This window comes from Streptomyces sp. JB150 (assembly GCF_011193355.1).
Lineage (GTDB): Bacteria > Actinomycetota > Actinomycetes > Streptomycetales > Streptomycetaceae > Streptomyces.
In genome coordinates, this window is sequence record NZ_CP049780.1 from 2,991,564 (window position 1) to 3,016,804 (window position 25,241).

Here is a 25,241-nt window from a genome sequence, read left to right on the forward strand (position 1 = left end):
GCGCGTTCACCGCGATTCCCCCACATGCCGTACGGACCGTAACTCCTGGGCGCCGCGGGCCGTTCCCGGGCAGAACGCCCGAGCAGACCCGCCGACCCTTGGATGTCCCCTTGCCCAGGTTCAGTGTCATCGTCCCCGCGTACCAGGTTCAGGCGTACCTGCACCAGTGCCTGGAATCGGTGCTCACGCAGTCGTACCCCGATCTCGAACTGATCGCGGTGGACGACTGCTCACCGGACGCCTGCGGCGGGATCATCGACGAGTTCGCGGCCCGTGACCCGCGGGTGAAGGCCGTCCACCTGCCGGAGAACGGCGGCCTCGGCCCCGCCCGCAACGCCGGGATGGCCGAGGCGAGCGGCGACTACCTGATCTTCCTGGACTCCGACGACACCCTCACCCCGGACGCCCTGCGCGCCATCGCCGACCGGCTGAAGGAGACCGGCGAACCGGACGTCCTGGTCTACGACTACGCGCGCACCTACTGGACCGGTGAGGCGATCCGCAACAAGGCCGCGGCCCAGCTCACCGAGCAGGGCCCGGCCCCGTTCCGGCTGGAGGACCGGCCCGGTCTGCTGCGGCTGCTGATGGTGGCCTGGAACAAGGCGTACCGGCGGGAGTTCGTCGAGCGCGAGGGCTTCGCCTTCCCGCCCGGCTACTACGAGGACACGCCGTGGACGTACCCGGTGATGATGACGGCGCAGACCCTCGCCACCCTCGACCGGGTCTGCGTGCACTACCGGCAGCGCCGGCGCGGCAACATCCTGTCCACCACCAGCGACAAGCACTTCGACATCTTCGAGCAGTACGACCGGGTGTTCGCCTATCTGGAGGAGCGGCCGGAACTCGCCCGGTGGCGGCCGCTGCTGTTCCGGCGCATGGTCGACCACCTGATGCTGGTGTACCGCAAGCCGGACCGGCTGCCGCGCCGCAGCCGCGCCGCGTTCCTGCGCCGCGCCCGCGCCCACTACCGCCGCTACCGGCCCCCCAAGCTCTCGGCTTCGCCCGAGCGGGGAGGTACCCCCATCGGCGCCCCGGTGTCACGGCGCGCCCGGCTGCGCCACGCGTTCGTGCGGTTCGGCGCGCACCGCACCTTCCGCGCCGTGCACCTCGCCCTCGCCGTCCGCCGCCGGGCCAGGATGCTGGCCCGGGGTCTGGCCCGCGCCGGACGCGACGCCGCGCTGGGGCTGCACTACCGCGTCCAGCTGCGGCTGCCCCTGAAGCCGGACCGGGCGGTGTTCGCCGTGTCCCCGGGCGGCGGCCACGGCTGCGACCCGGGCGCGCTGGAGGCCGCGGTCCGCGCGCACGCGCCGCACATCCGCACCGCGTGGATCGCCCGCCCCGAGCACCAGCACACCGTCCCGGCCGGCACCCGCCGCCTCACCCCGGGCACCGCCGCGTACTGGACGGCGCTGGCCCGCGCCAGGTACCTGGTGGGCAACGCCGACTTCGGTCACCGGCTGGTCAAGCGGCCCGGTCAGGTCTTCGTGCAGACGCTGCGCGGCACACCGCTCAAGCACATGGGCCTCGACCTGCAGGAGCGCCCGGCGGCGGCCCGCGAGACGGACTTCGCCCGGCTGCTGCGCGGCGTGGACCAGTGGGACTACGTGCTGTCCGCGAACCGCCACTCCACCCTGACCTGGGAGCGCGTCTTCCCCGGCCGCTACCGCACGCTGGAGTACGGCTCACCCCGCAACGACGTCTTCCAGCAGGCGACCTCGGCGGACGTGACCCGGCTGCGCGAGGCGCTGGGCATCCCGGACGGCACGGTGGCGATCCTGTACGCGCCGACTTACCGCGACCACCGCCGCACCCAGCGCACCGCCCTCGACCTGGACCGCGTGGTGCGCCGGCTGGGCCCGCGCTTCATGGTGCTGGCCCGCGCGCACGCCCGCCACGGCGGTCCGCTCGCCGCGACCGGCGGCCGGGTCGTGGACGTCACCGGCCACCCGAGCGTGGAGGAGCTGTGCCTGGCCTCGGACGCCCTGGTCACCGACTACTCGTCGATCATGTTCGACTACGCCAACCTGGACCGCCCGATCGTGATCCACAGCCCGGACGACGACTGGGCGGCGTACCAGGCGTCCCGCGGCACCTACTTCGACCTGCGTGCCTTCCCGCCGGGCGCGCTGGCGCGCAGCGAGGACGAGCTGATCGACATCTTCGCCACCGGCCACTGGCGCGGCTCCCGCTCCACCCAGCTGCGCACCGCGTTCCGGGAGCGTTTCTGCCCGTACGACGACGGGCGCGCCGCCGAGCGGGTGGTGCGGCATGTGCTGCTCGGGGAGGGTCCGGAGGCGCTCCCGCCGGTGATCCCGCTCGCCGAGCGCCACCCGGTGCCGTCGGCCGCCGCCGCCCGGCCGCGCACGCCGCTGGCCACCGTGCCGCAACCTTCTGGTCCGCCCACCGTCACCGACGGCCGCCGATGACCGTTTCATCTTAGGGAGTTCACATGCCCCGCAGTTCGTCGCGGCCGACCCCGGCCCGGCCGTCCACCTGGCGGCCGGCGGGGCGGCCCGGCCGTTCCCCGCACGGTCCGCGGCGCGGGCCTCCCGTCTGACCCGGACCGGCACAACCACGGAAAGAGCAGAATGCCCCGCTTCAGCATCATCGTCCCGTCCCATGGGGTCGCGGGCCGGCTGGCCCAGGCGCTGGACTCGGTCCTCGCACAGTCCTTCGGCGACTTAGAGCTGATCCCGGTGTGCGACGGGCCGGGCTCCCCCGCGGCGGACGTCGCCGCCGCACACGCCGAGCGGGACTCGCGGGTGACCCCCGTGCACTCCCCTCCGCCGGCCGGCCTGGCCGGGGCGCGCGGCGCCGGGATGCGGGCGGCGACCGGCACGTATCTGCTGTTCCTCGACGGCGACGACATCCTGCTGCCGGGCGCGCTCGGCACGCTGGACGCGCGGCTGACGAAGACCGGCGACGTGGACGTCCTGCTCTTCGGCTACGAGCGGACCCCCTGGTGGGAGGGCGAGACCACCCAGCCGGCGGCACCGCTGCTCGCCCAGGCCCCGTCCGGCGGCGCCTTCCACCCCGACCGGGCGCCGCAGCTGACCGGCGTCCAGCTGCCCGCCTGGTCCGCGGCCTACCGGCGGGCCTTCCTCACCGAGCGCAACATCACCTTCCCCGAAGGGCACTTCACGGACATCGGTTTCGGCGCGGCCGTGATGGCGCGGGCGGAGCGCGTCGCGGCCCTGCGCGAGCCGGTCGTCCGGCATCACCTGCGGCGGCAGGGCAACCGGCTGCACCTGCCCGGCGAGCACCACGCGGACCTCCTCGACCAGGCCGAGCGCGCGCTCGCGCTCCTTGCGGAGCTGCCCGCCGAGCGGGCGCACGCCCTGTTCGACCAGCTGTTCGCGGCCGTGCTGCGGACGGCCGGGCACCCCCGCCGGCTGCCGGCGCGCGGCCGCCGCGCCTTCTTCCGCCGGGCGAGCACGCTGTACCGGCGCCACCGCCCGGCCGGGCACCGCACCCCCGGGGGCAGCGTGGGCGTCCAGCACCGGCTGCTGGCGACCGGCACGTACACGGCGTTCCGGGTGCTGCGCGGCGCCAAGGAGGCGGCGGTGCGGGCCGGGGAGCGGCTGCCGCAGCCGCGCGGGCTGCGCACCCGGCTGTTCTACCGCCGGCAGCTGCGCCGCCCGCTGGACCCGCACCTGGCGGTGTACTGCGCATACTGGGGCCGCGGTTACGCCTGCAACCCGGCCGCGATCCACGCCAAGGCCCGCGAACTCGCCCCGCACATCCGGTCGGTGTTCCTGGTGGAGGCCGACCAGGCACACACCGTGCCGGCGGGCGTCGACCACGCGGTGATCGGCAGCCGCCGCTACTGGGAGGTGCTGGCCCGCGCCAAGTACCTCGTGAACAACGCGAACTTCGCCGAGGGCGTGGTCAAACGGCCGGGCAGCGTGCACGTCCAGACCCAGCACGGCACCCCGCTGAAGAAGATGGGCATCGACCAGTCGACGTATCCGGTGGTGGCCGCGCAGACCGGCAGCTTCGCCAAGCTGCTGGGCCGGGTCGACCGCTGGGACTACAACCTCTCCTCCAACAGCCACTCCACCCAGATGTGGGAGCGCGCCTTCCCCGGCTCGTACGAGCACCTGGAGTACGGCTATCCGCGCAACGACGTCTTCTACACGGCGACCGCCGAGGACGTGGCCCGGGTGCGCGCCGAGCTGGGCGTGCCCGAGGGGAAGACGGCGGTGCTCTACGCGCCGACGCACCGCGACTGGCACACCGGTTTCGAGACCGGCCTGGACCTGGAGGCGTTCTGCGAGGCGGCCGGCGAGGACGTCGTCGTCCTGCTGCGCGCCCACTACTTCTACGACCGGGGCGGGGCGAAGGCGTCCGGCCGGATCATCGACGTCACCTCGCACCGCTCCTCGGAGGACGTCTGCCTGGCCGCCGACGCGCTGGTCACCGACTACTCGTCGATCATGTTCGACTACGCCAACCTGGACCGGCCGATCGTCGTGTACGCCGACGACTGGGACGTCTACCGCGAGACGCGGGGCGTCTACTTCGACCTGATGCAGGCCCCGCCGGGTCCGGTCGCGCACACCCCTCAGGAGCTGGCGCGGATCTTCCGGGACGGTTCCTGGGCGGGCGAGGAGTCGCGGAAACTGCGGGCCGCCTTCCGGGAGCGGTTCTGCGAGTTCGACGACGGACGGGCCGCCGAGCGGGTGGTGCGCCGGGTGTTCCTCGGGGAGCCGCCGGAGGCGATCCCGCCGGTGGTCCCGCTCGCCGAGCGCATCCCCGCCGCGACGACCCTCGTGAGGAGCTGACGTGCCCCGCTTCAGCATCATCCTTCCCTGTTTCAAGGTGCAGGGCTTCCTGCGCGAATGCCTGGACTCGGTCCTGGAGCAGTCGTTCGGCGACCTGGAGGTGATCGCCGTCGACGACTGCTCGCCGGACGGCTGCGGCGCGATCCTCGACGCGTACGCGGCCCGCGATCCGCGCGTGAAGGCGGTGCACCTGCCGGAGAACGTCGGGCTCGGCCGGGCCCGCAACGCGGGGATGCCGCACGCCACCGGCGACTACCTGTTCTTCCTCGACAGCGACGACACCCTCACCCCGGGCGCGCTGCGCGCGATGGCCGACCGGCTGGCCGGGACCGGCGACCCGGACGTGCTGATCTTCGACTACGTCCGCACGTTCTGGTGGGGCGGCACCCGCCGCAACGTGCTGGCGCCGGTGCTGGGCGAGGCGGCGGAGGCGGGCGTCTTCAGCGCCGCCGAGCGGCCCGAGGTGCTGGACCTGCTGATGGTGGTGTGGAACAAGGTCTACCGCCGGGACTTCGTCGAGCGGCACGGCTTCGCCTTCCCGCCCGGCTACTACGAGGACACGCCGTGGACGTTCCCGGTGATGCTCAGCGCGGAGCGGATGACCGCGCTGGACCGGGTGTGCGTCGAGTACCGGCAGCGCCGCCAGGGCAACATCCTGTCCACCACCAGCCGCAAGCACTTCGACATCCACGAGCAGTACGAGCGGGTGTTCGCGTTCGTCGACGCCCGTCCGGAGCTGCACTCCTGGCGGGGCTTCCTGCACGCGAAGATGGCGGAGCACTGCCTGGACATCCTGTCCAAGCCGGACCGGCTGCCGCCGTCGGACAAGGCCGAGTTCTTCCGCCGTACGGCCGAGATGTTCCGCGCGCACAAGCCGCAGGGCGCCGCGGTCGCCGAGGAGCACCGGGTGCTGGAGCGCGGCTACGCCGGCTATGTGGCCCGGCGGCAGGCGGCGCGGGCCGGGCGGCTGCTGGAGCGGCGGGCCCAGCGGGTGCGGGCGGCGGCGGCCGGCGGGGTGCGCCGGGCGCGCGGCGCGGTGCTGCTGCGCCGCCCGCTGGACCCGGACCTCGTCGTGTACTCGGCGTTCTCGCACCGGGGCGTGCTCGGCGACCCGGCGGCGATCCACCGGGCGGCCCGCGAGGTCGCGCCGCAGCTGCGCGGCGTGTGGGTGGTCAAGGACGAGGAGACGGCGGCGCTGCTGCCGGAGGACGTGGAGCACGTGGTGCTCGGCTCGGCCGCCTACGAGCGGGTCACCGCGCGGGCCACGTACTTCGTCAACAACGTCAACTGGCCGGGCGGGCTCATCAAGCGCCCCGGCACCGTGCACATCCACACCCACCAGGGCACGCCGCTGAAGTACATGGGCGCCGATCTGCTGGGCAAGCCGGGCGCCCGGCTCGGGTTCGACGTGCCGAAGATGCTGTGGCGCGCCGACCGCTGGGACTACAGCCTGGTCGCCAACCGCCACTCGGAGCTGGCCTGGGAGCGGGCGTTCCCCTGCCACTTCACCTCGGTGCGCTCCGGCAGCCCCCGCAACGACGTGCTGGTGAACGCGGGCCCGCAGGCGGGGGCGGCGACGAGGGCGCGCCTCGGCGTCCCGGACGGGAACACGGTCGTGCTGTACGCGCCGACCCGCCGGGAGTACCGGCGCGGCGGACACGTCGACCGGATCGACCTGGCCCGGTTCGCGGAGGACCTGGGCGAGGACCACACCCTGGTGGTGCGGCTGCACCCGTCGCTGGCCGCCGGTCACGCGCGCGGGATGGGCCTGACGGACCTGCACCGGCGGGGCGTGCTGGTCGACGCCACCGACGAGCCGCACGTGGAGGAGCTGATGCTCGCCTCGGACGTGCTGGTCACCGACTACTCGGCCCTGATGTTCGACTACGCCAACCTGGACCGGCCGATCGTCATCCACGCCGACGACTGGACGGCGTACGCGGCGAGCCGCGGTGTCTACTTCGACATCACCGCCGACCCGCCGGGCCATGTCTCGCGCTCCTACCGCGAGCTGGCGTGGCTGTTCGCGTCGGGCACCTGGCAGGACCAGGACGCGCGGCGGCTGCGGGCCGGGTTCCGGGAGCGGTTCTGCGAGTTCGACGACGGGCACGCCTCCGAGCGGGTGGTGCGCACGCTGATGCTCGGCGAGGAGGCGTGGACGCCGGAGCCGGTCGCGCTGCCGGCCCCGGCCGGCGCCTCCGATCACGACGTGCTGACCGCGTCGTGATGCCCCGCCCGCGCCCGCACACCTGGCGTCCGCGTACCTGGGTGCTGGTCCTGGCCGCGGTGTTCGCCGTGCTGCAGCTGGCGAACGTCACCGGCCGGGACACCCCGGACACCAAGAACTACCTGTCGTACGCGCTGAGTCTGCGCGGTGACTCCAAGCGGGAGGCCGCCGCGGCGACGATCGACTACGTGTGCGCGGGGCGGGCCGCGCTCGCCCACCGCAACCAGAACGTGCACGTGGTCCGCTTCCACCGCCCCGATCCGGCGCCGCGCGTGAAGCGGGAGTGCGGCGCGGACGAGTGGCGGGTGGTGGAGCGGCGGCTGCGGGCGGGGCAGACCGGCGGGCACACTGTGCCGTACATGCCGGAGCGGTTCATGCGGATCTTCGAGGCGCGGCCCGGGTATCCGGTGGTGCTGCTGCCGTTCGTGTCCGTGTTCGGTGTGGTGTGGGGCGTGTGGGCGGCGAGCGTGGTGATCGCGGTCGCGGGCGGGGTGCTGGTCTTCCTGGTGCTGCGGACGCTGCGCGTGCCGGTGCCGCTGTGTCTGACCGGGCAGGGCCTGTACTACGTCCTGCCGGTCGGCACGACCGCGATGCGACCCATGACGGAGGGCCTGATGCTGGCGCTGACGCTGTCGGCGGTGTGGGGGTGCGCGCTGGTCCTGGACGGGCGGCGGTCCCGGGCCGGGCTCGCGCTGGTCGCCGGGTCGCTCGCGGCGCTGTTCACCGTCAAGCACTCGCAGGCGCTGTTCCTCGGGGTGTGCCTGGCGGCGGCGGGCACGCTCATCGCCGTACGGCGGTGGCGGCGGGGCCGGGTGCCGGGGTGCGGGGTGCTCGCGGTGGCGGGCATGGGGGCCGCGGCGGCGGTGCTGACGGTGGTGCTGGCGCGGCTGCTCGGGTATCCGTCGACCGAGGACAGCGTGCAGGACCTGCTCACCCATCACTTCACGCGGCCGGACCGGGCCGATCCCTGGCCGGAGTTCCTCCAGTTGCAGGGGAACTTCTGGATGGAGTGGCTGCGCCGGCAGCTGTGGCAGCCGCTGTTCCTGGCGGCGCTGGCCGCGGGCGCGTGGGGGGCGGCGCGGCGGCCCGCGTTCGGGGTGTTCCTGGCCGCGGCGGCGTTCACCGGGATCCTCACGCAGGCCGGGCATCCGGACATCAACATCTGGGGCGAGCGGCTGATCGTGCTGGCGTGGCTGCTGCCGGTGGTGGGGGTGCCGCTGCTGCTGGACGCGGTGCTGCGGCGGCCGGTGGCCCTTCCGGCACAGGGGCACGCCGAACGGGCTCACTCGATGCGGTGAGGCGAGGTCATGCCGTTGACCCCGGCGGGAACATACGGCAAATGCCTCGAATGCTGACCTTCCCCGCGGGTCGATGAGCGCCCAGGTCCTCGTCCGGCGGCCCCCGCGCGGTGCGACGGCGCTGCGCGGCCGGGTCTGGCGGCCCACCCCCTTCCAGGTCTTCGGCCTGCTGTTCTGGCTGGTGATGTGCCTGGCGTACTGGCGGGTGCCGCTGTGCTGTGACGCCGGGCAGCACGCCGCCGTCATCGAACGCCTGCGGGCCGACCTGCTCCACCCGCGCCATCCCACGGCGGACCTGCCGGGCGCGGGCAGCCCTTACTACTCGCCCTACGCCGTCCTCCAGGGCGCGTTCGCCCGGCTGACCGGGCTGAGCGGCTGGGAGGTGGTGCGGCTGGCCGGGCCGGTGAACCTGCTGGTGCTGCTGACCGGCCTGAACCGTTTCGTGCGGGTGCTCTCGCCCCGGCCGTGGGCGCCGGTGCTGGCGCTGGCCGCGATGACGCTGCTGTGGGGCGTGGAGCGGGCCTGGTGGAGCGGCTGGCTGTCGCTGATGTCGATGACCGGCACGCTGCCCTATCCGTCGGCGCTGGCCATCGGGCTGACCTTCTGGGCGTGGGCGTGGACGGGCACGCTGGCGCGGGACGGGCGGCCGGTGCGGTTCGTGGGGCCGGGCGGGCTGCCGGGCCTGACCGGTTACGCGGGGCTCGGCGCGGTGTACGGGCTGATCCTGCTGGTGCACCCGATCACCTCGGTGGCGGCGGTGCTGGGCGCGGTGGCGCTGGTGACCGGGTGGCAGCGCGGCCTGCGGCCCGCCGTGGCCGGCCGGTGGGCGCTGGCCGGGGGTACGGCGCTGCTGGTCGCCGCGGTCTGGCCGTACTTCGACGTCTTCGCGCTCACGGGCGACACCAGCGTGGACGCCATGCACCGGCGGCTGTACCGGGATCTCGACGGGCGGTTCGGGCTGGCGCTGCTCGGGCTGCCCGCGCTGTGGCTGCGGGCGCGCCGCGAGTCCTGGCGCGATCCGCTGGTGCTGATGTTCGCGCTGGAGGTGGCGGTGGTGGCGTACGGCTGGTTCAGCGGCCACTACACCTACGGGCGGATCCTCGGGCTGACCCTGGTGCCGCTCCAGTTCGCGCTCGCCGTCGAGCTGGCGGCGCCGCGGCCCTGGCCGGTGTGGCGGCGGGCGCTGGCGGCGGTGGCGGCCGGGGCGGCCTGCGTGGCGTTCCTCGCCGTGCACGCGGGGGCGGTGGTGCCGCGCTCGCTGGACCCGGTGGGCTTCGCGCAGCCGCCGCGCTGGCCGTCGTACGACTGGGCCGCGGAGTACATCCGGCCCGGCGAGGTGGTGATCACCGACGGCTACTACGCCGTGCACGCCATCGCCGGGCACGGCCCGAACCTGGCCGCGCCGACCTGGCCGGACGCGGCGGTGGACGAGCGGGAGCGGCTGCGGCGGGTCGCCGACGTGGAGACCTATCTGGACCCGGCGACGGCCCCGGCCGAGCGGGCCGCGATCGCCCGCCGCCACGACGTGCGCTGGCTGCTGCTGACGCGCTGGCGCGAGGTGCCCGAGGAGGCCGTCGTGGTGGCCTGGAGCAGGCGCACGGGGGAGGTGCTGGCGCGGCTGCCCGGGTGACGGGCGCCGCGCCCGCGGGGTGTCACTCGATGCCGGGTCTCAGGCGATGCCGGTGTTACTCGATGACGAGGTCGACCGGGATGTTGCCGCGGGTGGCGTTGGAGTACGGGCAGACCTGGTGGGCCTGCTCGACCAGCTTGCGGCCGGTCGCCTCGTCCAGCGTGTCGGGCAGCTCCACGCGCAGCGTGACGGCGAGCGCGAAGCCCTCGCCCTGCTTGCCGATGCCGACCTCGGCGGTGACGGCGGCGTCGCTGAGGTCGACCTTGGCCTGGCGGCCGACGAGGCCGAGGGCGCTGCCGAAACAGGCGGCGTAGCCGGCGGCGAAGAGCTGCTCGGGGTTCGTGCCCTGGCCGTTGCCGCCCAGCTGCACCGGCATGGCCAGCGGCAGGTCCAGCGTGCCGTCGGAGGAGACGGCGCGGCCCTCGCGGCCGTGGGTGGCGGTGGCGACAGCGGTGTAGAGCGCGTCCATGGGGGACCATCCCTCTCGGGTCGGGAGTCGGGTGGGCGGTGGCCGGTCCGGTCACCGCCGTACGACCTGAAGTAGAGCACACAATTAAGTTGTGCACAACTAAATGGCGGGCAAGCGCTACCCTGGAGCCATGACCAGCAGCACGCCAGCGGACGACTGGCTCCGGCTCGACCGCCAGATCTGCTTCTCGCTGAACGCCGCCTCGCGCGCCTTCAACGGCGTCTACCGCGTGATCCTCAAGGACCTCGGGCTCACCTACCCGCAGTACCTGGTGATGCTGGTGCTGTGGGAGGACGGCGACCAGCCGGTGAAGCGGCTCGGCGAGCGGCTGCGGCTCGACTCCGGCACGCTCTCCCCGCTGCTCAAGCGCCTGGAGGCGGCCGGACTCGTGCGCCGCGAGCGCAGCGCCCGCGACGAGCGCTCGGTCGAGGTCCGGCTCACCGAGGAGGGCGCCGCCCTGCGCGAGCGGGCGGTGCAGGTGCCGCGCCGCATCGTCGCCGCGACCGGCTGCGACGTCGACGAGATCCGCGCCCTGCGGGACCGCCTCGACCGGCTCACCAGCGCACTGGACGCGGCGGTGGCGGCGGAGACGGGGGAGACGGCGTCGCGCTGAGGGCGGCCGCCCGGGTCTCACGGTCCACCTTCCGGTGACAACGCGTCACGCATGGTCACGCACTGCCCCCGCGCCTGCTTCACTGTGTCCGGAAACAGCCACCGGCCCCCCGCGGGGCCGACCGACGAGGGGACGGCCGCACATGACCTGGCTGATCACCGGCGGCGCCGGATACATCGGGGCGCACGTCGTGCGAGCGATGACCGAGGCGGGCGAGCGGACCGTGGTGTACGACGACCTGTCCACGGGGATCGCGGAGCGGGTCCCGGACGGCGTGCCGCTGGAGGTGGGCTCGACGCTGGACCGGGAGCGGCTGAGCCGGGTGCTGGCCGGGCACGGGATCACCGGGGTCGTGCACCTCGCGGCGAAGAAGCAGGTCGGCGAGTCGGTGGACCTGCCGCTGCACTACTACCGCGAGAACGTGGAGGGCCTGCGCGTCCTGCTGGAGGCGGTCACGGCGGCCGGGGTGCCGTCGTTCGTGTTCTCCTCCTCGGCGGCCGTGTACGGGATGCCGGACGTGGACCTGGTCACCGAGGAGACGCCGTGCGTGCCGATGTCGCCGTACGGCGAGACCAAGCTGGCCGGTGAGTGGCTGGTCCGGGCCACCGGCCGCGCGACCGGCCTGTCCACGGCCTGTCTGCGCTACTTCAACGTGGCCGGCGCGGTGGCCCCCGGCCTGGCCGACACCGGCGTCTCCAACCTCATCCCGATGGTCTTCGAAAAGCTGACCGAGGGGGCACCGCCGCGGATCTTCGGTGACGACTACCCGACGCCGGACGGCACCTGCGTACGGGACTACATCCACGTCGTCGACCTGGCGGAGGCCCACGTGGCGGCGGCCCGCGCCCTGGAGGCCGAGCCCGGCCGCGACCTGACCCTCAACATCGGGCGGGGCGAGGGCGTCTCCGTGCGCGAGATGATCGACCGGATCAACGCCCTCACCGGCTACCACCGCCCGCCGGTGGTCACCCCCCGCCGCCCCGGCGACCCGCCGCGCGTCGTCGCCTCCGCCGAGCGCGCCGCGGCGGAGCTGGGCTGGAAGGCGAAGTACGACGTCCAGGACATGATCACGTCCGCCTGGGAGGGCTGGGTGCGGCTGCGTCCGGGGGCCGCGCGGCACTAGCCTGCGGGCATGACCGAACGTCTGGCCGAGCGCGCCGTGGGCGCCGTCCTCGGCTCCGCCGTCGGGGACGCCCTGGGCGCGCCCTTCGAGTTCGGCCCCGAGGGCGCCTTCACCGCCCGGTTCCCCCTCCCGGGGCAGGGCGGCGAGATGTGCGGGGGCGGCGGCTGGGACCCGGGCGAGGCCACCGACGACACGCAGATGGCCGTCCTCGTCGGCGAGTCGCTGGTCGAGCGGGGCGGACTGGATCTGCCGGACGTCTTCCGGCGGTTCCGGCGCTGGGCGGCGGCCGGTCCGAAGGACATCGGGCTCCAGACGGAGGCGGTGCTGAGCGGCGGTGACCCGTGGGACACGGCCGCGGCGCTGCACTTCCAGGTGAGCCAGCGCGCGGCGGGGAACGGCTCCTTGATGCGGGCGGCGACCTCCGCCGTCCACTTCGCGGACCGGGGCCGGGACGCCACCATGGACGCCGCCCGCCGCCTGGCCGCCCTGACCCACGGGGACCGGGCCGCCTGGGAGGGGACGGCCGTCTTCCACGAGCTGGTGCGCGTCGCGCTCGCCGGGGGCGACCCCCTGGCCGCCCTGCCGGGGGCGCTGGCGGCCGTCCACCCGGACCACCGCGAGCGGTACGCCGTGGTCCTCGCCCCCGACTGGCACCCCGACCAGGCCACCGAGTTCAACGGCGCGGTCTGGCCCTGCCTCGGCTCCGCCGTCTGGGCCCTGCGCACCACCTCCTCCTACGAGGACGCGGTACGCGCCGCCGTCGACCTCGGCGGTGACACGGACACCGTCGCGGCCGTCACGGGCGGGCTGGCGGGGGCGGTGTACGGGGCCGGCGCGCTACCCGAGCGGTGGACCGGGCCGCTGCACGTGCCGCTGCCCGGCTTCGGGAGGGTGCTGAGGGCGGGCGAGTTGAGCGAGCTGGCGTACCGGCTGGCCGTACGGGCCGGGGCGGACCGCGCGGGCGGCTGAGGCTGAGTCAGAGCGCCTTCAGGGCCTCCGCGGTCGCGGTGGACAGCGAGGCCAGGTAGCCCTTCGGCAGCCTGGGGCTGCGGATGACCACCGAACGCCAGTACAGCGGGCCCGAGATGAGGTCGAGGGCCAGCTCCTGGTCGACGCCCGCGCGGACCTCGCCCCGCCGCTGCGCCGCCCCGACGATCTTCAGCGCGACGCCCTCCTGCCCGTCCCGCAGCGCCTTCTGCATCGCCTCGGCGATCTCCGGGCTGCGGGCCGCCTCCGCCTGCAGGTCGGGGATGATCTGCGAGGCCACCGGGTGGCGCAGGGCGCGGGACGTCACCTCGTACAGCAGCCGCAGATCCGACTCCAGCGAGCCGGTGTCCGGCGCCGGCAGGCCCTGCACCGCGAGCGCCGAGACCACGTCGAGCACCAGGTGCAGCTTGGAGCGCCAGCGGCGGTACACCGCGGTCTTGCCGACGCCCGCGCGGCGGGCGATGCCCTCGATCGACATCCGCGCGTAGCCCACGGCCGCCAGTTCCTCGAAGACGGCCGCGCGGATGGCTTCCGTCACGTCCTCGCGCAGGACCGCCGCGCCCGCGGGGGTCCGGCGGCGCACGGGCGGCTGGGGGCCGTCGGCGTTCGTCGTCATGCGGACAGCATAGGGCGTGACGACGAAACGGTTGCGTTCCGACGCTCGATCGGCTTACGCTCACGTTGCGACGATACGGTCCCGTCCCGACGTACGGCCCACCGAACCGCAGCGCGCCCCCGGCGCCCGCCCCGCCCCCCTCCCCGACCGAAAGCAGCGGATGTGAGCCAGGTCCTCGACACACCGCCCCCGACGTCGTCCCGGGCCACCACCCCGGCCCCGCCCGACGCCGATCCCGCCGACCTCGCGGCCCTCGCCGCCCGCCACGGCCTCACGGTCAGCGGCGCCCGCCCCTCCCTGCCGCAGTACATCCGGCAGCTGTGGGCGCGCCGCCACTTCATCGCCGCGTTCGCCACGGCCAAGCTGACCGCCCAGTACAGCCAGGCGAAGCTGGGCCAGGTCTGGCAGGTCATGACCCCGCTGCTGAACGCGGCGGTCTACTACCTGATCTTCGGCGTGCTGCTCCAGACCAGGAACGGCGTGCCGGACTACGTCCCGTTCCTGGTCACGGGCGTGTTCATCTGGACCTTCACGCAGAGCTCCATCCTGGCGGGCACGCGCGCGATCTCCGGCAACCTCGGCCTGGTGCGGGCCCTGCACTTCCCGCGGGCCTCGCTGCCCATCTCGTTCTGCCTCCAGCAGCTGCAGCAGCTGCTGTTCTCGATGTCGGCCCTGATCGTCATCCTGCTCGCCTTCGGCGTGCCGCCCGCCGCGTCCTGGGTGCTGGCGATCCCGGCGCTGATCCTCCAGTTCACGTTCAACGCCGGCGTCTCGATGGTGCTGGCCCGGCTGGGGGCCAGGACGCCGGACCTCGCGCAGCTCATGCCGTTCGTGCTGCGCACCTGGATGTACGCCTCCGGCGTGATGTTCAGCATCGATCACGTCCTGCGCAGCCACGCCGGCCTGCCGGGCTGGGTGGGCACACTGCTCCAGGCCAACCCGGCCGCCGTCTACATCGACCTGATGCGCTTCGCGCTCATCGACAGCTTCCACGCGAGCCAGCTGCCCCCGCACGTGTGGGCGCTCGCGGCGGGCTGGGCCCTGCTCGCCGGGGTCGGTGGCTTCATCTACTTCTGGAAGGCTGAGGAGACGTACGGCCGTGGCTGAGCACACTTCCGCACCCGCGAAGATCCCCACCGCGAAGACCACGGAGACCGCGGAAACCGCAGAGACCGAGAAGGTCCCCACCGTCATCGCCGACCACGTGGACATCGTCTACCGGGTCAACGGCACCGGCGCGGGCCGCGGCTCCGCGACCGCCGCGCTCAACCGCATCCTGCGCCGCAAGCAGACCGAGAAGGCGGCCGGGGTCCGCCGGGTGCACGCGGTCCGCGACGTGTCCTTCGTGGCGTACAAGGGCGAGGCGATCGGCCTGATCGGCACCAACGGCTCCGGCAAGTCGACCCTGCTCAAGGCGGTCGCCGGGCTGCTGCCCGTGGAGAGCGGCCGGATCTACACCCATGGCCAGCCGTCCCTGCTCGGCGTCAACGCGGCGCTGATGAACGACCTGACCGGCGAGCGCAACGTCCACCTCGGCGGGCTGGCGATGGGCATGTCCCGCGAGCAGATCAGGGAGCGCTACCAGGAGATCGTCGACTTCTCCGGCATCAACGAGAAGGGCGACTTCATCACCCTGCCGATGCGCACCTACTCCTCCGGCATGGCCGCCCGGCTGCGGTTCTCCATCGCCGCCGCCAAGGACCACGACGTGCTGCTCATCGACGAGGCGCTGGCCACCGGCGACCGCTCCTTCCAGAAGCGCTCCGAGGCCCGCATCCGCGAGCTGCGCAAGGAGGCCGGCACGGTCTTCCTCGTCAGCCACAACAACAAGTCGATCCGCGACACCTGCGACCGGGTGCTGTGGCTGGAGCGCGGCGAGCTGCGGATGGACGGGCCGACGGAGGAGGTGCTGAAGGAGTACGAGGCGTTCACCGGGGAGAAGACGGCCAAGCCGAAGCCCAAGCCGAAGCCCGCACCCGAGCCCGCGCCCGAGGCCAAGGCGAAGCCCGAGCCCGCGCCGCAGCCCGCGCCGGAGCCCGTCACCTCCTGAGCCCGCCCCGGCACGGGCCCGCCGCGCCCCTTCCGCCTCCCGACCGGCTCAACCCCGGTTAACCCTTTCGCCGGTTTGGTGCCACGATGACCGAATAGGCCATGCCGTGTGAGGCACCCGAACGTGTGAAGGGAGTCCGCCGTGCCAACCGAGCTCAGCATCGTCGTCCACGGCCCGAACACCCAGGGCCATCTGGCCGGCCTTCTCGACTCCGTGGCCGCCGACCCGGCCCCGGACACCGAGGTCGTCGTGGTCGCGGTCGGCGACTGGGCCCGGGACACGGCCCGCGAGCACGCCCCGGGCGCGGTGCTGGTCCCACTGCCGGACGGCACCGGGGACGCCGAGGCCCGGGCGGCGGGGGCGGCCCGCGCGTCCGGGCGGTGGCTGCACTTCGTGCACGCCAAGGACGGCCTCCCGCCGGGCGCCCCGGCCCTGCTGGCGGCCCGCGCCGCCCAACTCCCCGACACCGTCGACGTCCTGCTGTTCGACCACGTCCGCACCGCCTGGCGGACCTCCGGCCTGCCGTCCTGGGACAGCCGGCTGCTGGCCCGCGCGGGCCGCGCCGAGCTGACCCTCGACGGCCTGCCCGCCCTGCTCCGCCTCACCCCGCTCCTCGGCAACCGCCTGATACGCGCGGAGCACTGGCGCGCCCACGCCGACGCCCTGGCCACCGACGATGAGGCGTACGCCGCGCAGACCGTCCTGCTCACCGCCGCGCGGATCGCCTGCTGCACCCACCCCGGCTTCGAACACCGCGAGCTGCGCCCCGAGAGCCTTGCGCCGCGCACCCTCGACGACCACCTCGCCCTCCTCGGCCGCTACGAGGCCCTGCTGGCGGCCACCCGCACCCGCACGGCCCCCCACGCGGTGCTCTACCACCTGATGGTCCGGGACGCCCTGCGCACCTTCGTCCGCGCGGGGATGCCGGAGCGCGACGCGCGCGTGTTCTTCCACCGCGCCTCCGAGGCGGCCCGCCGCCTGCGCCCCGCGGGCCTGCGCCACCCGGCCGGGCCGGAGGGCCTGCGCCGCACCCTCCTCGAAGAGGACGCCTACGCCCGCTACCGCGCCCTCCAGAGCGCCAACCACGCCCGCCGCGCCGCCAGAACGGCCCTCCGCGCGGGCAGACGGAAGCTCGGCACCCAGGTCCGCGCCGTCCAGTACCGCAGGGCGCTGGCCCGCCCGGTCGACCCCGACCTCGCGGTGTTCTCGGCGTACTGGAACCGCGGCGTCGCCTGCAACCCGGCCGCCATCGCCGCCAAGCTCGCCGAACTCGCCCCGCAGGTCCACCCGGTGTGGGTCGTCGCCCCGGACCGCGTGGGCCTGCTGCCACCCGGCACCGACCACGTGGTGCCCGGCAGCCGCCGCTACTGGGAGGTGCTGGGCCGCGCGAAGTTCCTGGTCAACAACGTCAACTTCGCCAACGCGGTGGTCAAACGCCCCGACGCCGTGCACGTCCAGACCCACCACGGCACCCCCCTCAAGCGCATGGGCATCGACCAGATGCGCTACCCCGCCACCGCCCAGGGCCTCGACTTCGAGGCGCTGCTGGCGCGGATCGACAAGTGGGACTACAGCGTCTCCGCCAACAGCCACACCACCCGCATGTGGGAGCGCGCCTACCCGTCCCGGTTCGTCTCCCTCGACCACGGCTATCCGCGCAACGACGTCTACTACACCGCGACGGCCGCCGACATCGCCGCGATCCGCGCCCGCCTGGGCATCGCCCCCGGCCGCCGCGCGCTCCTGTACGCCCCCACCCACCGCGACTACGAGGCCGAGTGGACCCCGCGCCTGGACCTGGCAACCCTCGCCGACCGGCTCGGTGAGGAAACGGTCCTGCTGGTGCGCGCCCACTACTTCCACTCCCGCACGGCGTCCGCACTCACCGGACTGCGCCGCGCGGGCCGCGTCCTGGACGTCTCCGCCTACGAGCCGGTCGAGGAACTGTGCCTGGCCGCCGACGCGCTGATCACGGACTACTCGTCGATCATGTTCGACTACGCCAACCTCGACCGCCCGATCGTCATCCACGCCGACGACTGGGAGACGTACGTGGCGACCCGCGGCGTCTACTTCGACCTGATGGCCGAGGCCCCCGGCCCGGTGGCCCGCACCCAGGGCGAGCTGGCCGACATCCTCACCTCGGACGCCTGGTGCGACGACGAGGCGGGCAAGGAGCGGGCGATGTTCCGGCGCCGGTTCTGCGAGTTCGACGACGGCCGCGCCGCCGAGCGGATCGTACGCCGTGTCTTCCTGGGCGAGCCGGAGGAGGCCCTGCCCGCGATCATCCCCGTCGACCGGCGCACGCCCGCGCCCACCCCGCAGGAGGCGACCGCGTCATGAGCCCGGAAGTCCCCGAAGCCCCCGAAGCTGCGGATTTCTTCGAAGTCCCCGGGATCGCCGAGGCCCCGGCGCCGCAGACACCGGACGCGACCGTGGTGGTGATCGTCTACAACGACGCCGGACGCCTCCCCCGCGCGGTGGCCTCCGTGCGCCGCCAGACCCACGCGAACATCGAGATCGTCATCAGCGACGACCACTCCACCGACGCCACCCCCGAGGTGGCTCGCCGGCTGGCCGCGGAGGACCCGCGGATCCTGCACCTGCGCCTGGACCGCAACAGCGGCGGGTGCAGCGTGCCCCGCAACCGGGCGCTGGAGATCGCCCGCGCGCCGTACGTGATGTTCCTCGACAGCGACGACGAGCTGCTGCCGGACGCGGTGGAGCTGCTGCTGGCCGCGCACCGGGAACAGGACGTGGACTTCGTGATGGGCGCCGTGGAACGGGTCCGCGCGGACACCGGAAACCGCGGCCGGTGGATGCCGCAGCTGGTGGCCGAGCGCCGTACCGTGCCCGGCATCGAGGCCGAACCGCGGCTGTTCTTCGAGCACCTGGCGACCAGCAAGATGTACGCCCGCGCCTTCCTCGACCGGCACGGGCTGCGCTTCCCGGAGGGCATCCACTACGAGGACCAGCTCTTCACCGCGCAGGCCTACTGCCTGGCCCGCGCCTTCACCGTCGTCCCCGAGCCGGTCTACCGCTGGTACATCGCCCCGCACGCCTCCGGCGACGCCGCCTCCATCTCCAACCAGCGGCACAAGCCGGAGAACGTCCGCGACCGGGTGCACGTCCAGCGGCTCGTCGACGAGTTCCTCGACGAGAGCGGCCACGGCGCGCTGCACGAGGAGAAGGACTACAAGTTCCTCAAGCACGACTTCCGGATGTACGCCGGCGACCTGCCGTACCGGGACGAGGAGTGGCTCGCGGCGTTCGCGGAGATCGTCAACCCGTATCTCGCGACGCTCGCGCCCGGCGCGTACGCCCGTCTCCCGCGCCCCGAGCGCGTGGTGGTGCAGCTGGTGCGCGACCTGCGCCTGGCCGACGCCCGGGTCGCGGCGCGCGGCCTGGGGCACGCCACCGGCCCGCGCACGGTCGTCACGGACGAGGAGGGCCGCACGTACTGGGGCGACCGGCTCCCCGAGACCGACGGGGCGCGCCGCGAGCTGGACCTGTCCGACCTGGCCCCGGACACCTGCCCCTTCCCGTACGCCCTGCTCCGCCACGAGGTCACCGAGATCGCGCCCGGCCCCGGCGCCTCCGTGGACCTCGCGATCCGCACGTATGACCCGGCGCTGCGCCTCCCGGTGGGCCCGCGGGCGGCGACCCTGCTGCTCTCCCCCGGCCGCCGGCGCATGAGCGTGCCGTTCCGTCTGTCGCCGGTGCGGCCGGGCGTCTACGAGGGCCAGGTCCACCTCGACCTGGCCGCCGCCCCGATCCCGCTGCACGGCTTCGACGGGGCCCGCCACCCCGTGCTGCGTCTGGAGCACGAGGGGCTGTTCCACCGGGGCGTGCTGCTGGCCCCGGAGGAGCCCTTCCGGCCGCTGACCGCGCGCGTGGAGTACCGCTCGGGGGCCGCCCCGCACCTCGTCACCGTCGAACCCGAGGAGCGCGGCACGGGCCGGCTCCAGATCAGGTGGCGCCCGGCCGGGCTGACCGCGCGCGTGGTGCGCCCGGTGGTGCGGCGCGTGTCCCGGCCCCGGGTGCGCCGGGCGGTACGCCTCCTGGCGAGCGTGCTGCGCTGAGCCCTCGCCGGGCCCCCGCGTGCAGAAGGCGCCCCGGACCGGCCGGTCCGGGGCGCCTTCTGCACGCCGTACGGCTACGAGTGCGACCGCAGCAGGGTGCGCATCGTCCGCATCGCCACCGACAGGTTGGCGAGGTCGAACGTCTCCGACGACTGGATCTCCTCCAGGGTGGTGCGGGCGCGGCTGAGGATCGCCGCGTTCTTCTCCCGCCAGCACTCGAACCGCTGCTCCGGCGTGGAGGTGCCGTTGCCCACCGCCAGCACGTCGGCCGTGAGGGCGGCGTGCGCGGCGAACAGGTCCTCGCGGATGGCGGCGCGGGCCATGGACTGCCAGCGGTCCGCGCGGGGCAGCTCGATGATCCGGTCCATCAGCTGGGTGATGCCGAGGCGGTCGGCGAGGTCGTAGTAGACCTCGGCGACGTCCAGCGGCTCCTTGCCCACGCGGTCGGCCACCGAGACGATGTCCAGCGTCGGGAACGCGGAGGAGAACCCGGCCACGCGCGTGGCCAGCTCGTCCGGCACCCCGGCGTCGGTCAGCTCGTCGTGGATCTTCTGCCACCACTCCAGGTCCGCGCCGCGCAGCAGCTTCGGCAGCTGCGTCCACACCTGCTCGACGCGCTCGGCGAAGAAGTCGACCGTCTCGGCGAGCTGGATCGGCTGCGGCCGGTTGTTGAGCAGCCAGCGCGTGCCGCGCTCGACCAGGCGGCGCGAGTGCAGCCGGATGCGGGTCTGGACGTCGGCCTCGACCCTGTTGTCCAGCGCCTCGACGCCGTCCCACACCTCGGCGGAGCGGAAGATCGCGCGGGCCGCGGTCTGCGCCCGGACGATCTCCTCCAGCGACGCCCCGGTCTCCTCGCGCAGGCGGTGCAGATACGTCGTACCGCCGGTGTTGACCGTGTCGTTGACCAGCACCGTCGTGGTGATCTCACGGCGCAGCGGGTGGGTGTCGATGCGGTCGCCGAACTGTTCGCGCAGCGCGGTCGGGAAGTAGCAGTGCAGCAGGCCGCGCAGGTACGGGTCGTCCGGCAGCGAGGTGTGCAGCAGCTCCTCGGCGACCGTGATCTTCGTGTAGGCCAGCAGGACGGCCGTCTCCGGGCCGGTCAGGCCCTGGCCCTGGGCGAGCCGCTCGCGGATCTGGCGGTCGGTCGGCAGGAACTCCAGCGCCCGGTCGAGGTGGCCCTCGCGCACCAGGTGCTTCATGAAGCGCTGCTGGGCGTGGAGCATGTCCTTGGACTGGGCGAGGGCGTTGGCGATCGCCGTGTTCTGCGCGTAGTTGTTGCGCAGCACCAGCTTGCCGACCTCGTCGGTCATGTCGGCGAGCAGCCGGTTGCGCTGCTTGACGGTCATGTCGCCGTCCGCGACCAGGCCGTTGAGCAGGATCTTGATGTTCACCTCGTGGTCGGAGGTGTCCACGCCCGCGCTGTTGTCGATGGCGTCGGTGTTGATCCGGCCGCCGTGCAGCGCGAACTCGATCCGGCCGAGCTGGGTCAGGCCCAGGTTGCCGCCCTCGCCGACGACCTTGACGCGCAGGTCCGCGCCGTCGACGCGGATGGCGTCGTTGGCCTTGTCACCGACGTCGCCGTGGGACTCGGTGGAGGCCTTGACGTAGGTGCCGATGCCGCCGTTCCACAGCAGGTCCACCGGCGCCTGGAGGATCGCCTTCATCAGCTCGGCGGGGGTCATCTTGGTGACCTTGCCCTCGATGCCCAGGGCCTCGCGGATGTGCGCGTTGATCTGGATGGCCTTGGCGGTGCGCGGGAAGACGCCGCCGCCCGCCGAGATCAGCTCGGTGTCGTAGTCGGCCCAGCTGGAGCGGGGCAGCTCGAACAGGCGGCGGCGCTCGGCGTAGGAGACGGCCGCGTCCGGGTTGGGGTCGATGAAGATGTGGCGGTGGTCGAAGGCGGCGACCAGGCGGATGTGCTCGCTGAGCAGCATGCCGTTGCCGAACACGTCACCGGACATGTCGCCGATGCCGACGACCGTGAAGTCCTCGCTCTGGGTGTCCACGCCCAGCTCGCGGAAGTGCCGCTTGACGGACTCCCAGGCGCCGCGCGCGGTGATGCCCATGCCCTTGTGGTCGTAGCCGGCCGAGCCGCCGGAGGCGAAGGCGTCGCCGAGCCAGAAGTTGTACCGCTGGGCGACCTCGTTGGCGATGTCCGAGAAGGTCGCGGTGCCCTTGTCGGCGGCGACGACCAGATAGGTGTCGTCCTCGTCGTGGCGGACGACGTCCGCCGGGGGCACGACCTCGCCCGCGATCATGTTGTCGGTGATGTCGAGCAGCGCCGAGATGAACGTCTTGTAGCTGGCGATGCCCTCCGCCATCCAGGCGTCGCGGTCGACGGCCGGGTCGGGCAGATGCTTGGCGACGAAGCCGCCCTTGGCGCCGACGGGCACGATGACGGTGTTCTTCACCATCTGCGCCTTGACCAGGCCGAGGATCTCGGTGCGGAAGTCCTCGCGCCGGTCGGACCAGCGCAGGCCACCGCGCGCGACCTTGCCGAAGCGCAGGTGCACGCCCTCGACGCGCGGCGAGTACACCCAGATCTCGAACGCCGGGCGGGGCGCCGGCAGGTCCGGGATGGCCTGCGGGTCGAACTTCATCGACACGTAGTCGTGCGGGCGGCCGTCCTCGGTCTTCTGGAAGAAGTTGGTCCGCAGGGTGGCCTTGATGACGGTGAGGAAGGAGCGCAGGATGCGGTCCTCGTCGAGGCTCGCGACCTGGTCGAGCGCCGCGTCCAGCTCCTCCAGCAGGGCGTCGACCAGTTCGTGCCCGGCGCGCTGCCGCTCCGGCGACATCCGCGCCTCGAACAGCGAGACCAGCAGCCGCGTGGTGTGGACGTTGTCGCGGAGGGTGTCCTCCATGTAGTCCTGGCTGAAGGTGGAGCCCGCCTGGCGCAGGTACTTCGCGTACGCGCGCAGCACCATCGCCTGCCGCCAGGACAGTCCGGCGGTCAGCACCAGCGCGTTGAAGCCGTCGTTCTCGGCCTGGCCGGTCCAGGTGGCCGCGAAGGCCTCCTGGAAGCGCTCGCGGGCGTCGTCGCTCGCGTAGGCGCCGTCGGCGGCGCCGTTCTGCGCCTTGGGCATGCGCAGCCCGAAGTCGTAGATCCAGGCGACCCGGCGGTCGGCGCAGCGCAGCTCGTAGGGCCGCTCGTCCATCACCTCGACGCCGAGCCGGTTGAGCACCGGCAGCACCGCGGACAGGGAGACCGCCTCGCCCTTGCGGTAGATCTTGAAGCGGCGCTCGTCCGGCCCGGCGCCCACCGGCTCGTACAGGCTGAGCGCGAAGGTCTGGTCCTCGTCGAGGCGTTCCAGGTGGGCGAGGTCGGCGACCGCGTTGCGCGGGGTGTGGTCGGCCTTGTACCCCTCGGGGAAGGCGCCCGCGTACCGCCGCAGCAGCTCCGCCGCGCGCTCCTCGCCGAACTCGGCGTTCAGCGCCTCCGCGAAGCCGTCGGCCCAGGAGCGGGCGGCCTCGACCAGACGGGCCTCGATGCGCTCCTTGTCGGCGTCGGACAGCTCGGGCAGCTCGGTGCCCTGCGGGACGCGGACCACGAAGTGCAGCCGGGACAGGATCGACTCGGTGTTCCAGGCGGTGAAGTCGACGCTGGTGCCGCCCAGCTCCTCCTTGAGGATGTCGATGATCCGCAGGCGCACCCCGGTGGTGTAGCGGTCGCGCGGGAGGTAGACGAGCGCCGAGTAGTAGCGGCCGTACTCGTCCTGGCGCAGGTAGAGCCGCAGCCGGCGGCGTTCCTGGAGGTAGAGGACGGAGGTGACGATGGAGCGCAGCTCGTCGACGGGCGTCTGGAACAGCTCGTCGCGCGGGTAGGTCTCCAGGATCTGCAGCAGGTCGCGCCCGTCGTGGCTGTGCGGCGAGAAGCCGGCGCCCTTGAGCACCGCCTCGACCTTGCGGCGGATCACCGGCACCCGGCGCACCGACTCGGTGTAGGCGGCGGAGGAGAACAGGCCGAGGAAGCGCCGCTCGCCGACGACGTTGCCGTCCGCGTCGAACTTCTTGACGCCGATGTAGTCCAGGTACGACGGCCGGTGCACGGTGGCGCGGCTGTTGGCCTTGGTCAGCACCAGCAGCTTGTGCTCGCGCGCCTTGGCGCGGGCGTCCGCGGGCAGCCGCTCGAAGGACGGGCTGACCGGGTGCTGGTCGTCGCCCGCGTGGTGCGGGTCGGCGCGCAGGATGCCGAGGCCGGTGCCGGGGACGGCGGCGAGGGAGTCGTCCTCGCGCAGCTGGTACTCGCGGTAGCCGAGGAAGGTGAAGTGGTCGTCGGCCAGCCAGCGCAGCAGCTCGCGGGCCTCCTCGACCTCCTGCTCGGGCAGGTCGCCGGCCAGCGGCTCCTGCGGCAGGTGCTCGGCGATGCGCACGGCCGCCTCGCGCATCTTGCCCCAGTCCTCGACGGCCTCGCGGACGTCGGACAGCACGCGCAGCAGGTCGGCGGTGATCTGCTTCAGGTCCGCGCGGTCGGTCTCGCGGTCGATCTCGACGTGGATCCAGGACTCGATGTGCGCGTCGTGCGGCAGATCGCCGGCCGGCGCGGGGGTGAGCACCTCGATCAGCTTGCCGGTGACGTCACGGCGGACGGTGATCTGCGGGTGGATGACGACGTGGATGCCGCGGCCCTGCCGGGTCAGCTCGTTGGTGACCGAGTCGACGAGGAAGGGCATGTCGTCGGTGACGACCTCGACCACGGAGTGACTGCACGTCCAGCCGTTCTCCTCGACGGTCGGGGTGTGGACGCGCACGCTGGCCGTGCCCTGGGGGCGGTTCTCGGCCAGTCGGTAGTGGGAGTAGGCGGCTCCGAAGACGTCGACCGGGTCCCGGTCGGTGAGGTCTTCCGGAGCGGTGTGCAGGTAGTAGCGCTGGAGGAACGCGAGCACGGCCTCCCGGTCGGGGGTGCCGTGTTCCGTCGTCCCAGTCGGTAGGTGCCCCCCGACCGGGCTGTTCTCAGCTACCCGGGCGGCCCTGTCGAGCAGCTCGGCCTTGGCTTCGTCCAGCTTGGTCTGCATTGTCCTCTGGCTCCTGTCGCGCGCCGTTGCGTGACGTAGAAGGAAGTACGGTCTCTGCCCTTCCGGCGTGACGCCGGGACACGGGGTGTCCGGTCCGCTTCGACGCTATGCCGCAAGGGGAGACGAGCGGGGGGTTATCAGCCATTTCCGACGCGTACGACGGATCCGTCACCGCGCGCCGCGGCCGCTCCGTCCTGCGTCCGCCCGGCGCCCTGAAGGGGGCCTCGGATTCCCCGGCCCGCCCGCGAAGACCAGCGACCGCCGCCCGGTCACGGATGTCGTCCGTGCGTACCGGGCGCAGGGCAGGGGCAACGCCGCCCCCGCGAACTATCGCGCTGATCACGCCACCA

The 25,241-nt window shown here is 73.4% G+C and carries 15 protein-coding genes; 12 read left to right on the top strand and 3 right to left on the bottom strand.

Annotation, left to right across the window (positions count from 1 at the left end; genetic code table 11):
- Window positions 1-110: 110 nt before the first annotated feature.
- From G7Z13_RS14085 to G7Z13_RS14105, 5 genes are all read left to right on the top strand, one after another.
- Window positions 111-2,426: a bifunctional glycosyltransferase family 2 protein/CDP-glycerol:glycerophosphate glycerophosphotransferase gene (locus G7Z13_RS14085; protein WP_165999282.1), complete on the top strand. Its 2,316-nt coding sequence runs from the start codon at window positions 111-113 to the stop codon at window positions 2,424-2,426.
- A 162-nt stretch (window positions 2,427-2,588) separates the two neighbouring features.
- Window positions 2,589-4,784 (top strand): CDP-glycerol glycerophosphotransferase family protein, encoded by a 2,196-nt coding sequence (locus G7Z13_RS14090; protein ID WP_165999284.1) that lies wholly within the window; start codon window positions 2,589-2,591, stop codon window positions 4,782-4,784.
- Window position 4,785: 1 nt separating this feature from the next.
- Window positions 4,786-7,011, top strand: a complete 2,226-nt coding sequence (locus G7Z13_RS14095) for a bifunctional glycosyltransferase/CDP-glycerol:glycerophosphate glycerophosphotransferase (RefSeq protein ID WP_165999285.1) — start codon at window positions 4,786-4,788, stop codon at window positions 7,009-7,011.
- Window positions 7,011-8,309, top strand: a complete 1,299-nt coding sequence (locus G7Z13_RS14100; RefSeq protein ID WP_165999287.1) for a hypothetical protein — start codon at window positions 7,011-7,013, stop codon at window positions 8,307-8,309. Before G7Z13_RS14095 ends, G7Z13_RS14100 begins: the two co-directional genes overlap by 1 nt.
- Before the next feature lie 73 nt (window positions 8,310-8,382).
- Window positions 8,383-9,939: a hypothetical protein gene (locus G7Z13_RS14105; protein WP_165999289.1), complete on the top strand. Its 1,557-nt coding sequence runs from the start codon at window positions 8,383-8,385 to the stop codon at window positions 9,937-9,939.
- A gap of 55 nt (window positions 9,940-9,994) precedes the next feature.
- Here G7Z13_RS14105 and G7Z13_RS14110 read toward each other — a convergent pair whose 3' ends face one another.
- Entirely contained in the window at window positions 9,995-10,408 is a 414-nt protein-coding gene (locus tag G7Z13_RS14110) for an organic hydroperoxide resistance protein (protein ID WP_165999291.1), read from the bottom strand.
- Window positions 10,409-10,511: 103 nt separating this feature from the next.
- On the opposite strand from G7Z13_RS14110, the gene G7Z13_RS14115 reads away from it, so the two are divergent.
- From G7Z13_RS14115 to G7Z13_RS14125, 3 genes are all read left to right on the top strand, one after another.
- A complete protein-coding gene (locus G7Z13_RS14115; protein ID WP_165999293.1) occupies window positions 10,512-11,021 on the top strand; it encodes a MarR family transcriptional regulator in 510 nt (169 codons plus the stop codon).
- A gap of 142 nt (window positions 11,022-11,163) precedes the next feature.
- Window positions 11,164-12,144, top strand: a complete 981-nt coding sequence (gene galE / locus G7Z13_RS14120) for a UDP-glucose 4-epimerase GalE (RefSeq protein ID WP_165999295.1) — start codon at window positions 11,164-11,166, stop codon at window positions 12,142-12,144.
- Between the two features lie 9 nt (window positions 12,145-12,153).
- The gene (locus tag G7Z13_RS14125) at window positions 12,154-13,113 is read left to right on the top strand and encodes an ADP-ribosylglycohydrolase family protein (RefSeq protein ID WP_165999298.1); all 960 of its coding nucleotides are present in this window, start codon (window positions 12,154-12,156) and stop codon (window positions 13,111-13,113) included.
- Between the two features lie 7 nt (window positions 13,114-13,120).
- Here G7Z13_RS14125 and G7Z13_RS14130 read toward each other — a convergent pair whose 3' ends face one another.
- Complete coding sequence (locus tag G7Z13_RS14130; RefSeq protein WP_165999300.1) at window positions 13,121-13,747, bottom strand: TetR/AcrR family transcriptional regulator; 627 nt, start codon at window positions 13,745-13,747, stop codon at window positions 13,121-13,123.
- 162 nt (window positions 13,748-13,909) lie between these two features.
- On the opposite strand from G7Z13_RS14130, the gene G7Z13_RS14135 reads away from it, so the two are divergent.
- The 4 genes from G7Z13_RS14135 to G7Z13_RS14150 all read left to right on the top strand — a co-directional run bounded on the left by G7Z13_RS14135 (window position 13,910) and on the right by G7Z13_RS14150 (window position 19,879).
- A complete protein-coding gene (locus G7Z13_RS14135) occupies window positions 13,910-14,854 on the top strand; it encodes an ABC transporter permease (RefSeq protein WP_165999302.1) in 945 nt (314 codons plus the stop codon).
- 22 nt (window positions 14,855-14,876) lie between these two features.
- Complete coding sequence (locus G7Z13_RS14140; protein ID WP_166004938.1) at window positions 14,877-15,797, top strand: ABC transporter ATP-binding protein; 921 nt, start codon at window positions 14,877-14,879, stop codon at window positions 15,795-15,797.
- A gap of 141 nt (window positions 15,798-15,938) precedes the next feature.
- Entirely contained in the window at window positions 15,939-18,140 is a 2,202-nt protein-coding gene (locus G7Z13_RS14145; RefSeq protein WP_165999304.1) for a CDP-glycerol glycerophosphotransferase family protein, read from the top strand.
- Window positions 18,137-19,879, top strand: coding sequence for a glycosyltransferase family 2 protein (locus G7Z13_RS14150; RefSeq protein WP_165999306.1), 1,743 nt, complete (start codon window positions 18,137-18,139; stop codon window positions 19,877-19,879). Before G7Z13_RS14145 ends, G7Z13_RS14150 begins: the two co-directional genes overlap by 4 nt.
- 74 nt (window positions 19,880-19,953) lie before the next feature.
- Here the strand turns inward: G7Z13_RS14150 and G7Z13_RS14155 are convergent, their stop codons facing one another.
- Window positions 19,954-24,891: an NAD-glutamate dehydrogenase gene (locus G7Z13_RS14155; protein WP_165999308.1), complete on the bottom strand. Its 4,938-nt coding sequence runs from the start codon at window positions 24,889-24,891 to the stop codon at window positions 19,954-19,956.
- Window positions 24,892-25,241 lie beyond the last annotated feature (350 nt).

Coding starts and splice junctions, on each gene's coding strand:
- G7Z13_RS14090 (WP_165999284.1), top strand. CDS start 2,589: ATGCCCCGCTTCAGCATCATCGTCCCGTCCCATGGGGTCGCGGGCCGG.
- G7Z13_RS14100 (WP_165999287.1), top strand. CDS start 7,011: ATGCCCCGCCCGCGCCCGCACACCTGGCGTCCGCGTACCTGGGTGCTG.
- G7Z13_RS14105 (WP_165999289.1), top strand. CDS start 8,383: ATGAGCGCCCAGGTCCTCGTCCGGCGGCCCCCGCGCGGTGCGACGGCG.
- G7Z13_RS14110 (WP_165999291.1), bottom strand. CDS start 10,408: ATGGACGCGCTCTACACCGCTGTCGCCACCGCCACCCACGGCCGCGAG.
- G7Z13_RS14115 (WP_165999293.1), top strand. CDS start 10,512: ATGGCGGGCAAGCGCTACCCTGGAGCCATGACCAGCAGCACGCCAGCG.
- galE (WP_165999295.1), top strand. CDS start 11,164: ATGACCTGGCTGATCACCGGCGGCGCCGGATACATCGGGGCGCACGTC.
- G7Z13_RS14125 (WP_165999298.1), top strand. CDS start 12,154: ATGACCGAACGTCTGGCCGAGCGCGCCGTGGGCGCCGTCCTCGGCTCC.
- G7Z13_RS14130 (WP_165999300.1), bottom strand. CDS start 13,747: ATGACGACGAACGCCGACGGCCCCCAGCCGCCCGTGCGCCGCCGGACC.
- G7Z13_RS14150 (WP_165999306.1), top strand. CDS start 18,137: ATGAGCCCGGAAGTCCCCGAAGCCCCCGAAGCTGCGGATTTCTTCGAA.
- G7Z13_RS14155 (WP_165999308.1), bottom strand. CDS start 24,891: ATGCAGACCAAGCTGGACGAAGCCAAGGCCGAGCTGCTCGACAGGGCC.